General features: G+C 69.1%; 11 protein-coding genes. 4 read left to right on the plus strand and 7 right to left on the minus strand.

Annotated features, from left to right (window positions below; genetic code table 11):
- Positions 1-108: 108 nt before the first annotated feature.
- The 7 genes from ACXAHD_RS28870 to ACXAHD_RS28900 form a co-directional block, all read right to left on the minus strand.
- A complete protein-coding gene (locus ACXAHD_RS28870) occupies positions 109-2,373 on the minus strand; it encodes a glycoside hydrolase family 9 protein (RefSeq protein WP_475054544.1) in 2,265 nt (754 codons plus the stop codon).
- Between the two features lie 161 nt (positions 2,374-2,534).
- Positions 2,535-3,470: a 16S rRNA (cytidine(1402)-2'-O)-methyltransferase gene (gene rsmI / locus ACXAHD_RS28875; RefSeq protein ID WP_475054545.1), complete on the minus strand. Its 936-nt coding sequence runs from the start codon at positions 3,468-3,470 to the stop codon at positions 2,535-2,537.
- Positions 3,471-3,524: 54 nt separating this feature from the next.
- Positions 3,525-4,238, minus strand: coding sequence for a cation efflux transmembrane domain-containing protein (locus ACXAHD_RS28880; protein WP_475054547.1), 714 nt, complete (start codon positions 4,236-4,238; stop codon positions 3,525-3,527).
- Entirely contained in the window at positions 4,238-4,567 is a 330-nt protein-coding gene (locus tag ACXAHD_RS28885) for an ArsR/SmtB family transcription factor (RefSeq protein WP_282233449.1), read from the minus strand. The genes ACXAHD_RS28880 and ACXAHD_RS28885 overlap by 1 nt, the downstream gene beginning before the upstream one ends.
- Before the next feature lie 231 nt (positions 4,568-4,798).
- A complete protein-coding gene (locus ACXAHD_RS28890; protein WP_475054551.1) occupies positions 4,799-5,788 on the minus strand; it encodes a hypothetical protein in 990 nt (329 codons plus the stop codon).
- 17 nt (positions 5,789-5,805) lie between these two features.
- Positions 5,806-6,309, minus strand: a complete 504-nt coding sequence (locus ACXAHD_RS28895; protein ID WP_475054554.1) for a SigE family RNA polymerase sigma factor — start codon at positions 6,307-6,309, stop codon at positions 5,806-5,808.
- Between the two features lie 601 nt (positions 6,310-6,910).
- Positions 6,911-7,753 carry a class I SAM-dependent methyltransferase gene (locus ACXAHD_RS28900; protein ID WP_475054555.1) on the minus strand — a complete coding sequence of 281 codons (843 nt, stop codon included), beginning with the start codon at positions 7,751-7,753 and terminating at the stop codon, positions 6,911-6,913.
- Between the two features lie 63 nt (positions 7,754-7,816).
- On the opposite strand from ACXAHD_RS28900, the gene ACXAHD_RS28905 reads away from it, so the two are divergent.
- The 4 genes from ACXAHD_RS28905 (at position 7,817) to ACXAHD_RS28920 (ending at position 10,783) form a co-directional block, all read left to right on the plus strand.
- A complete protein-coding gene (locus ACXAHD_RS28905) occupies positions 7,817-8,419 on the plus strand; it encodes a TetR/AcrR family transcriptional regulator (protein ID WP_289211437.1) in 603 nt (200 codons plus the stop codon).
- Between the two features lie 496 nt (positions 8,420-8,915).
- Positions 8,916-9,230 carry a hypothetical protein gene (locus ACXAHD_RS28910; RefSeq protein ID WP_281551959.1) on the plus strand — a complete coding sequence of 105 codons (315 nt, stop codon included), beginning with the start codon at positions 8,916-8,918 and terminating at the stop codon, positions 9,228-9,230.
- Positions 9,231-9,293: 63 nt separating this feature from the next.
- The gene (locus tag ACXAHD_RS28915; protein ID WP_289211438.1) at positions 9,294-10,058 is read left to right on the plus strand and encodes a MerR family transcriptional regulator; all 765 of its coding nucleotides are present in this window, start codon (positions 9,294-9,296) and stop codon (positions 10,056-10,058) included.
- On the plus strand, positions 10,055-10,783 hold the full coding sequence (locus tag ACXAHD_RS28920) for a hypothetical protein (protein WP_289211439.1): 729 nt from the start codon (positions 10,055-10,057) through the stop codon (positions 10,781-10,783). The genes ACXAHD_RS28915 and ACXAHD_RS28920 overlap by 4 nt, the downstream gene beginning before the upstream one ends.
- Positions 10,784-10,948: the final 165 nt, after the last annotated feature.

Consider the following 10,948-nt stretch of genomic DNA (forward strand, 5'->3'; position numbering starts at 1 on the left):
AAGAAAAAAGAAAAAACGAAAACAACAAGGGGAGGGAGGGGAAAAGAGGAGAAAGGCAGAAAAAACCCCCCCCCCCCCCCCCCCCCCCCCCCCCCAGGGGCGGTGGATTCAGCCGCGGCCCTGGTCGGCGATGAAGGCCGCGATCCAGGACAGCGGGGCGTTCCAGTTGATGGTCAGCTCGTTGGTGGCCCAGGACTCGATGTCGTCGACGTAGCAGAACTGCGGCGCGCAGCCGGTCAGCAGCCGCTGCGCCACCGGGTCCTGGATCGACGAGTTCGGACCACCGGCGAGCGTGCCGCGCGGCGGGTTCGGCAGCTCGGGGTTGAGCTGGCGGGCGTACCAGCGGGAGTGCTGGTTCTGCGACGACACCGTGCCGTAGCCGGTGACGTAGGAGATGTTCAGCGCGTTGCGGCCGAAGATGTAGTCCATCGTCTGCAGCACCCCGTCGCGGTACTTCTCCTTACCGGTCAGGTCGTACGCGGTGGCGATCACGATCGCGTTGTTGACGATGACGCTGTTCGAACCCCAGTCGTAGAGGTTGCCGACCGGGGCGTACGGGACACCGTACGGGTGGGCATCGAGCGTGGCCAGGTAGCGGTCCGCCGCATCGATCACCGACGCCCGCACCTGCCACCAGCCCGGCAGGCTGTTCGGCGTCGTGGCCAGCGCCATCCGGCCCAGCGGAGCGGTCCACTGCCAGCCGAAGGCGCCCTCCTTGAAGATGTCACCCGTGTGGTGCGGCGAGGCGAGCACGAAGTCCCGGAACTCGCGCTCCCCGGTGGTCAGGTACAGCTCGGCCGCCGCCCAGTAGAACTCGTCGGTGACGTCGGTGTCGTCGTAGGGGCCGCCGCCGATGGCGTCGGCCGGGTCGGCGTACATCTGCGGGTTGGCCTTGGCCGCCGCCCACGCGGTGCGGGCCGCGTCCAGGTTGCGGTCGGCGAAGGCCTCGTCGTACGGCTTGAACACCCGCGCCGCCTGGGCGGCGGTGGCCGCCAGGTTGAGCGTGGCGGCGGTCGACGGCGGGTGCAGCTCGCGCAGCTGGGAGTCGAGGTGCGGCAGCAGCGGCAGGCCGGTCCACGCCGCGTCGTGGATCTTGTGGTGGGCCATGCCAGCCAGCGGCTGCCCGGCCGGGACCTGCATCCTGAGCAGGAACTCCTGCTGCCAGCGCACCTCGTCGAGGATGTCCGGCAGCTTGTTGCCGCTCTCCGGCAGGTCGAGCACGCCGTCACGCTGCAGCCACGGCTTGCCCCGGTGCACCCGCAGGGCCCGCTCGTACTCGTTCATCAGCTGGTAGACGGAGATGCCACCGTTGACCACGTACTTGCCGTGGTCGCCGGCGTCGTACCAGCCACCGGAAACGTCCAGGGTGTAGTCACAGACACCGGGCTGGCACGGCACCTCCAGGTCACCCTGGTTGGGGGCGACGCCGACGTGCCCGGCCGGGCGGCCGTAGCCGGGCCGCAGCTCGTCGCGGATCTCGATGCCGCTGCGCTGGGTGTAGTAGAACTTCAGCGCGTCGGCGCGCAGCTGCGTGTAGAAGCTGGTGCCGATCTCGAACGGGAAGCTCGTCTCGCCGTCGGCGACCAGGGTGTAGCCGGTGCCGGGCCGGACGAATCGACTGAACGTGATCGAGTGGACATTTTGCCCGGAGGATTCGTCCAGCCCACGCGGCTTGGTCTTGCCGTTGACGACGACCTTGCCGCCTGAGTCGTACAGTTTCCAGGGCAGCGGGTCGGTGGCGTCGGTGACCAGGGTGGCGTTCTTCGGCCCCTTCGGCAGGTAGCCGACCTGGTTGACCCGCACCCGGGGTCCGGTGTCCGGCACGTACTCCTCCGGTTCGGCGCCGCCGCGCAGCGACACGTCGTCGAGGCACAGCCGCCATGGGTCGGCGCTGCCGCCGACCTGGAAGGCGACCTGCGCATTGGGCAGGTCGGTCGGGGCGGTGAAGGTGTACGTGTAGTTGTTGCCGGAGACGCTGACCTCGGGGTTGGCCGCCATGAACTGGGTCCACGGGTCGACCTGCAGTTGGATCAGCGCCCGGATCACCTTGTTGGGGGTGGCGGTGGCGAAGAACTTGTATTCGTACGTCTCACCGGCGACCAGCGGAACGTCGTCCTGGCCGATGATGACGTCCCACGGGTTGACGGTGCCACCGGGGATGTCGGCGCAGAGCTGCTGGCTGCTGGAGTCGAGGGTGATGTTGGCGGTGCCCCACCAGGGGGCGTGGCCGTCGTCGAAGGTGCCGTTGACGATCTGTTCGGGTGCCTCGTCCTGCGCGTGCGCAGGAGCAGCGGCGGTGAGTGCGGTGGCGGTCAGCGCCGCCACCGCGGTGACGGCGAGCGGAACGGTCCGCCGCCGGGAGAATATCGACACGCCGGGTCCTTCCGATGGTCGTGCGGCGCGGGCGAGGCTCTGCCCGGCGCGCCGTGTCAGCGGTCATGCATCGAAAGCAGCGGATGGGAGCGCTCCCACCCGCAGTACTCGAATATTCTCAGCGTGTTTCGAGCATGTCAATAGATCTATGCAGGCGGCCTTCAGCGCGGGCGCAGCGCCGACACCCGGTCGTAGACCTCGTTGCGGGCCAGCCCGGTCAACTGGCCGGCCAACGACCGTACCGTCCGGGTGTCCAGCCCGGCACCGAGCAACAACTCGATCACCCGGTCCGGGTCGAGGCTGCCGGCCCCGACCCCGCCGCCGTTGGTCGACTCACGCCGCCGTATGCCCTCCACCACCACGGTGATCTCGCCCCTGACCTCGTCGCGGGCGGCCAGGTCGGCGTGCACCTGGGACAGCGGGCCGCGCAGCCACTCCTCGTGCGACTTGGTCAGGTTGCGCACCAGCGCCGCCGCCCGGTCACCGAGCACCTCGCGTACGTCGGCGAGCATCTCCACCACCCGGTGCGGCGCCTCGAAGAAGATCAACGTGGCGGACAACGGGGCGAGCTCGGTCAACGCGGTACGTCGCGCCGCCGACTTGCGGGGCAGGAACCCGACGTACAGGAATCGGTTGGCCGGCAGCCCGGAGCCGACCAGCGCGCTCAGCGCTGCGCTCGCCCCGGGTAGCGGGTCGACCCGCAGCCCGTCGGCCAGCGCCGCCCCGACCACCAGGTAGCCAGGGTCGTTGACCAGCGGCGTCCCGGCGTCGGAGATCAACGCGACGTCGGTGCCGGCGTTCAACACGGAGATCAACTCGGCGGTACGGGCCTGCTCGTTGTGGTCGTAACAGCTGACCACCCGGACGTCGATGTCGTGCGCGTCGAGCAGCCGCCTGGCCCGCCGGGTGTCCTCGGCGGCGACCAACCCGGCGGTACGCAGCACGTCCAGCGCCCGCAGGGTGATGTCGCGTGGGTTGCCGATCGGCGTCGGCACCACCGACAGCGTGCCGCGCCGCTCGTCACCCCGGCCGCTCGGGTCGACCTGCCCACCCGCATCGCCCTGGTCGCCCCTGCTGCCGCCGGCTGCCTCGTTCACCCGGCGATGGTAGCCACCCGGCCGACAGCTCTGCCGCCTCACCTCGATCAGGTTTCAGGCACAGCAGGTGTCGCCGCGCCAGGCCTCCCGGCCTTCCCTGACGGCGACGGCGGCGATGACCAGAGCGGCGGCGGGGTCGGCCCACCACCAGCCGAACAGCGAGTTGACCGCCAGCCCGACTAGCAGGACAGCGGACAGGTAGGTGCAGAGCAAAGTCTGTTTGGAGTCGGCGACGGCCGACACCGAGCCGAGCTCCCGCCCGGCGCGGCGCTGCGCGGTCGAGAGCACCGGCATGACCGCCAGGGAGAGCGCGGCGAGGATCAGCCCGACCGTGGAGTGGTCCGGGCGGTGCGCGCTCAGCAGCGCCCGTACCGATTCGAATCCGACGTAGCCGGCGAGGGCGAAGAACGACACGGCGATGACCCGTAGCGCGGCGCGTTCGCGGCTTTCGCGGCGCTCGTGGTCGGCGCCGGTGAACTGCCAGGCGACTGCGGCGGCGGAGGCCACCTCGACCACCGAGTCGAGGCCGAACCCGATGAGCGCGGTGGAGGAGGCGACGGTGCCGGCGCTGATCGCGACGATCGCCTCGATCACGTTGTAGGCGATGGTGGCGGCGACGAACCATCGGATCCGCCGGGCGAGCGTCGCCTGCCGGGCAGCGGACAGGTGGGCGGCCGACGGCTCGACGCCGGACGGGCAGGCGCCGGACGGCTTGACGGCGGACGGCCGGGTCGGGCCGATCGGGATGAGCGGCAGCTGGGCGGACATCAGCAGCAGCCGTCGGTGTCAGCCGACGGGCAGGCCGCCGGGTCGACGGCCAGCACCAGGCCGAGCAGGTCACCCAGGGCGTGGGCGAGCCGGGGGTCGGCCAGCTCGTAGCGGGACCGCCGGCCTTCGGGCACGGCCACGACCAGGCCGCAGCCGCGCAGGCAGGCCAGGTGGTTGGAGAGGTTCTGCCGGCTGGTGCCGAGCAGGTCGGCCAGCTCGGCGGGATAGCCAGGGCCGTCGCGCAGTGCGAGCAGCAGCCGGGCCCGGACCGGGTCGGACAGGGCGTGCCCGAAGCGCGCCAGCACCTGCCCGTACGTCAGCGTCTCCATGGTTTACGACGGTACATCGAGCGCTGAATAAAGCAAAGACTGAACCGTTGCTCCGGTCGCTCTGGCCGACCTGGGACGACCTGGATCGAGCTGGCCGCTCGGGTTACTCCGGAGCAGGATGTCTCCGCCGGCCTGATGCCACAGGTGCATCTCGATGCACCTCTGGCATCAAGCTGCACCAGCACCTCCGATCTCTGGGGTCACTATGCGTACACACTAGGGGGCATGGCGTCAGCGCATCAGGGTCTGCGGCCAGGTCGAGAGGTCGCCCACGTTGGTTGCCACCTGCACCGAATCAAGGATCAGGTCGGCATCCTGGATGCTGAACCCCTGGTAGTTGCCCTTGCCGATGCGGGCGCTGAGATCCAGGTTCGGCAGACCGAGCAACTTCATCTCGTCTCGGCCCGGGTACAGGAATGCCTGCCGTTCACCGACCACGTGATTGGCCTGCCGAGCATTACCCGACCGGACCAGCGCGTACTGAGCTTGCACCTCCATCCGATCGTTCCCTCCCCGTTCCAGCACGACCCCTCCGTCGGCGTACCGGCCGTCGATGAAGCCCACCGATGCGCGGACCATCCGGGTGCCGTCCGGCAGGTTGCCGAGTTGGAACGGCAACACGATTCGCTGTGCTCGGTTGAGGTCGAGCGCGGCGATCACCTGCCGTGCGGATGCGTCCTCCGGGGCCTGCACCCGCAACCAGAGACCCTGCACCGGCTGCTCTCGGATGACGACGCCTAGGTCATTCTGGCGCTCAACACTGTCCAGGACGGCCATGTCGTGTCCGATCGCGGCGTAAACCAGATCCTGCTCGCCTACGCCCACCTCCAATTGCTCGTACCCGTCGCCACTGGTCCAGTCGAAGTGACGCGCTGTGGCGATGAGCCCCGGCGCGTCGAAGTGGACCAGATTGGCGTCGGCACCGACGCGGGCCGGGCCGGTCCGCGCACCGGGTTCACCAGTCGCCGCAGGCAGTGCGCTGATGACTCCGCCTCCGGGCGCAAAGGTCTCGCCGCCGACCGGCCAGCGAGCTATCCCGGCGGATACACCAGCGACAACGATCGCCGTGACCGTGGCGAGCCCCGCCCCGCCCAGGAAACGGCGCCGACGCAGGTAGGCGCGACCACGCGAGCTGGCCCGCTCCAGCAGAGCCGCCCCGTCCACCTCGCCAGCGGCGCGGCTACGCAGGCTTTCGGCGAGAAGTTCCTCAACGCCATTCATAGCTTCGACCTTCCTCGTCAGCTGTTGACCGGATGCTGCGTGCGCAGCGCCGCCAACGCCCGCATCGTGTGGGTCCGGACCGTGGTCGTACTGCAGTCGAGGATCTCGGCGATTGTGCCGTCGTCCAGATCCTCGTAGTAGCGGAGCACCAGGACAGCCCGTTGTCGTGGCGGCAGGGCCGTGACAAGCCGCCACATCGCGTCGCGTTCCGCGGCAGCGGTGCCCATGTCGCCGCTTACCCGGCACGCAGCCGAGTGGTCGAGCGCGGCGGTCATCAGCTCCGACGTCACCGGTGTTTCGTGACTGGACCGGCGTCGCCACCAGGACGAGTTCACGTTCAGCAGGATGCGCCGTACATAGATGTCCGGCCGGTCCATCCGGCTGATCGACCACCAACGAGCGTACGCTCGACCGAGGGCTTCCTGTACCAGGTCCTCTGCGCGATGGGAGTCACCGGTGAGCAGCCGCGCCAGGCGAACCAGCGCTGGACCACGCGCCACCACATAATCCTCGAACGTCATCGCTCTGGTATCCCTCCGAGTGCCTACCACTCCAAACGCGGTCACCGAGCCGATTTGTTGACCACCGCCGGTCCCTCCGGGGTCAGGCAGTCCTCGCCGCCATGCATCGGAAAGGGCATGACGTTGCTGGCTTGTCCTGGCCGGACCCGGCCTGTCGTCGCGTCGGCAGCGGCCGATCGAGGTGAGTGTGGTGAGCAGGGCGACCGGGTCTTCGTCCTTGGCGAGCACGCCGGTGGGGTCAGCTACGGCGGGACACCGTGATCATGTTGGTGTGATTGCCGTACAGTTCGACGCACCCGTTGATGCGGGGCCTACAGTTCCCGCCAACTCGGATCGCGCGGATTGTCGATGGTGTATCTCACCGCCGCAGACATGCTCAACGGCGTCGTAACCCTGTTGGCGCACCTGAACGCCAGGTACGTGTTGGCCGGTGCCGGCGGCGGCTGGAGTTTCGCCGTACGCCGTACCCGCCGTCATGGTCTGCGGTTGAGCACGCCCGCTGGCAGGCCGCTTGCCAGGTGCCCGAGGCCGACTACGCGGTGGCCGTCTGGCGCGGCACCAACGCGTTGCTGGCCGCCCGCACCCCGACCGACCGACCGGCTCACTCTGCCGGCGTGACCGCTGTTGCGGCGGCCCTGCAGGTACGCACCGCGACGACGGCAACGGTCGTGCCGGACATCGTCACGCTGCCACCGGCCTGGTCGACAGCGGGTCCGACGCCGTCCAACATCGCCGTCTGTTCGTCCGGTGCCAGCCGGGTGAGGAGGCCCTGGGTCAGCATGAGATCGAACAGCTCGTCGCGGGTGTACGGCTGCGTCCAGTCGAAGCGCAGCTGCTCGGGGGTGCTGAACCCGCCGACCTCGTGCATGCCGTCGGCGGCTCTGGTCAACAGCGGCTGGTACGCGTCGACACCTTGCTTGTCCGGCTCGAAGGTGACCGGCGAGTCGGACACCACCCGCCGGTAGGCGGCGGTGAAGGCTTCCGCCACGAGGGGCGGGAGCTGGAAGACGTGCCAGAAGGGTGCCAGCAGACCACCGGTGCGCAGGACCCGGGCGGCTTTGGTCGCCCCGGCGACCGGGTCGACCCAGTGCCAGGCCGTTCCGGCGATGACGGCGTCGAAGGTCCGTCCGGCGGCCTGCCACTTCTCGAATGTCGCCACTTCGACCTCGGCGCCGGCGCGCCGCGCGAAGTCCGCCATTCGCGGGTCGGGTTCAACCCCGAGCACCGTGCAGCCGGCCTGCTGGAACTGTCGGGCTTCGATGCCGGTGCCGCAGCCGACGTTCAACACCTCGGATCCGGGACTGGCGGCGACGATCCGCCGTACCAGCGCGTCGGGGTAGCGAGGTCTGGCCCGGTCGTAGCGCGGTGCGTCGACGCCGAACGATTCGGCGACGCCCCTGGCAAGATGAGGATCCGGTGGCCGCCCGGACGATGAAGTAGGCATGCGCCCACTCTAGTGGGCAGTCGCCCATTGCGGCGGTCCGACAGGCGAGCTGAGGAGCGCACAGTGCCAACCGGTGTGGCCATCCGCGACGCGCGCGAGCTGTTGTTCGACGCCGCCGAACGCGTCCTTCTCCAAGCTGGGCCAAGTGGTCTGACCAGCCGGGCGGTCACCACCGAGGCGGGGGTCGCCAAGGGCGTCCTGCACCGCTACTTCGCCGACTTCGACACCTTCCTCACCGAGTTCGTGCTGGACCGGATGGCTCGGATCGATACCCAGGCCGCCGCCCTGCAGCAGGCAGCCGGGACCGGCACCGTCGCCGACAATCTGACCGGGCTGCTCACCGAGCTGTTCGGATCGGTGACCCTCGCCCTGATCAGTCTCATCGTCTCCCGCGACGAGCTGCGCGGACGGTTGCGGCAAGCCAGACCGGACCCCCGACTGCCGATCCTCTCCGACGCCACAACCATGATCGCGTCCTACCTGGCCGCCGAGCGGGACCTCGGCCGGATCGCGGTCGACGCCGACATCGACGCGCTCGCGCCGATGCTGGTAGGGACCGGACATCTGCTCTTCGCTGACCGGGAGACCGAACCGCCGGACGGACCGGCGGTGCGCAAGGTCGTGACCATCGCCCTCGACAGCGCAGCACCGGGCCCATCACGTTGACGATCGTTGCTTGACCTCGTCGCGGCGGCAACGACGCCACACCCCGTCATCATGTTCGTCGACACTGCGCTGGTGGCCGTAGCCGACCGGCCGGCAACATTCGCCAGAAGTAGCTTTCGGTGACTGTCTCATAACCGACAGTGCGTCAAATGAGTTATATGTCCGACCCGGCCCGCGCGCTGAACATCGATACTGACGAGAGGATCAACCCAACGAAAGACCTCTGCCGTAGCGGCAGCAATCCAAGGTACCCTCGAACACGAGGAGAACTCACAGTGTCACGCCCTCGTCACAGGCTCGGCGGCGAGTACGAGGAACTCCTCAAGGAGGTCGAGAAGGATGGCTGGTCCGTCACCGGAGGAGGGAACAAGCACTTCAAGTTGAAGTGCCCGAATCCCTGTAAGTGCATGAAGACGATGTCAACGACGCCCTCTAATCCGAACTACTTGCGAGACATGAGGGCTCAGCTTCGTCGGGCGACGTGCTGGGAGGCAACGTGAAAGAGTTCCGTCTCGCGGTCCAGATGACCTTCGTCAGCACCCCCCATGGCACCGATGAGCAGTTCGAAGAATTCATCGATGCGGTCCAGGAGCAATTGGATTCTCTGGACGTCGAGGTCCAGATCGCTGCGAAGCTCACTGACCGGATCGTGGACATCGCCACGTCGACCGAGGCCACCAGCTTCGAGTTCGCTGCCAGCAGGCTGCTGATGGACATCCGTACCGCGCTGCACGCCGTCGGCTGTCACACGCCGGACTGGCCACGGTTCCAGGCGGTCGACCACCACCTCCGAGAACTCCAGGACGCCTGACAGTCTGCGAGGCCGCCACGGCAAGCTTGACCTTGTCGTAACGGCAACGTTTTTACTGGTGGCATGCGGATCGGCGAGCTCGCCGCGCTGGTCGGGGTCTCCACCCGGACCGTGCGCCACTACCACCATTTCGGGTTGCTGCCTGAGCCGGAGCGGCTGTCCAACGGCTACCGGGAGTACCGGCTACGGGATGCGGTCGCGCTGGCCCGGGTACGCCGGTTGACCGAGCTGGGGCTCTCGCTCGACGAGATCCGTGACGTGCTCGCCGACGACCAGGGCCGGGAGCTGCGCGAGGTGCTCACCGAGCTGGACGCCGACCTGGCCCGCCAGCAGACGGCGATCGCCGAGCAACGGCAACGGCTCGCCGCGCTGCTGGCTGCAGGTGAGAACCTCGACGAGCTGGACGCCGATGCCACGGTCTCCGAGCCGATGGCGGCGGTGCTGCGGCAGCTGCCGACCGACGGCTCCGCGTTCGCCGCCCTGGACCGGGAGATGCTGGCGCTGCTGGACACCGGGGTCGGGCCGGAGCAGCGGGGTGAGTTCAGCGCGCTGTTCCAGCCGCTGACCGAGCCGGCGACGCTGGCCCGTACGCAGGAGTTCTACCGACGGCTCGACGAGATCGCCGACGCGGACCCGGCCGACGCGCGGGTGGCGTCGCTCGCCGCCGACCTGGAAGGCTTCCTGCCGGCCGAGATGACCGACGCGATCGCCACGAACGCCGGCGACGCGGACGGCGTCCAGTGGCTGACCGCGATCACCCGCGAGTTCTCCCCCGCCCAGGCCGAGGTGTTCCGGCTGCTGGTCGCCCGGTTACGAGGCCGACGATGACTGCGCGACGGCTCGGGGTGGTGCTGCGCCGGCTGGTCGGGTTCGAAGCCGCCGGCATGGTCAGCCTCTGGCTGTGGGTACGCCGTCGCCGCCACGGCGTACCGGAGTCGGCGACGGCGGTGCCCTACGCCGGGGCGGTGGCGTCGACGATGGTGATGTTCCTGGTGGTGTCGATCGTGGAGCTGGTCGCGGTGGAGATCCTGCTGCGGGCGATCGGCGCCCCGGACCCGCTACGGCACGCGATTCTGCTGATCGACGCGTACGGCGTACTGATCGCTCTGGCGGTGATCGCCGCGACCGTGACCCGACCGCATGTGATCGGGCCCGACGAGATCCGGGTCCGCAACGCCGCGTTCCTGGACGTCCGGGTGCCCCGTCGGCTGGTCACCGAGGTCCGGCTGGTGCGCAACTACAACGAGCAGGGCACCATCCGGGTCGACGGTGACGTGCTCATCGTGTCGGCGATCGCGCAGACCAACCTGGTGGTCGAGCTGGCCGAGCCGCTGCGGGTGGTCCGCCCGTTGGGCCGCATCGCACACGTACGGACGATCCGGTTCTTCGCCGACGATCCGGTCGCCGCGCTGTCGGCCTGGTCGACCCGGCAGGCCGCGACCGGCCGGGATACGGCGACGCGGTCGGCAGTGGCGACGCCGGTCAGCCGAGCAGCTGCTCCGAACGCTCCCACAGCCGGCGGGCAAGATCAGGGTCGTACGCCTGGGAGTTGACGCGTTTGGCGGGCCAGCAGCAGGTCAGCAAGCCCGTCCAGCGGGTGATCCTGGAAACGCCCGCGCTGCTCGCCGTCTACCTGCGCAAGCTGCAGAGCATGCAGCACGCCGTCGTCGCGGTGCTCCCGGCGTCGGGTCGTCGGCGGCGGCCGGCGCCCCGTACGC

It is taken from the genome of Micromonospora sp. ABR4_055 (assembly GCF_056160425.1).

Bases quoted from the DNA above. Each gene is read 5' to 3' on its own strand.
- ACXAHD_RS28880 (WP_475054547.1), bottom strand. From the start codon at position 4,238: ATGTCCGCCCAGCTGCCGCTCATCCCGATCGGCCCGACCCGGCCGTCC.
- ACXAHD_RS28885 (WP_282233449.1), bottom strand. From the start codon at position 4,567: ATGGAGACGCTGACGTACGGGCAGGTGCTGGCGCGCTTCGGGCACGCC.
- ACXAHD_RS28890 (WP_475054551.1), bottom strand. From the start codon at position 5,788: ATGAATGGCGTTGAGGAACTTCTCGCCGAAAGCCTGCGTAGCCGCGCC.
- ACXAHD_RS28895 (WP_475054554.1), bottom strand. From the start codon at position 6,309: ATGACGTTCGAGGATTATGTGGTGGCGCGTGGTCCAGCGCTGGTTCGC.
- ACXAHD_RS28900 (WP_475054555.1), bottom strand. From the start codon at position 7,753: ATGCCTACTTCATCGTCCGGGCGGCCACCGGATCCTCATCTTGCCAGG.
- ACXAHD_RS28915 (WP_289211438.1), top strand. From the start codon at position 9,294: ATGCGGATCGGCGAGCTCGCCGCGCTGGTCGGGGTCTCCACCCGGACC.
- ACXAHD_RS28920 (WP_289211439.1), top strand. From the start codon at position 10,055: ATGACTGCGCGACGGCTCGGGGTGGTGCTGCGCCGGCTGGTCGGGTTC.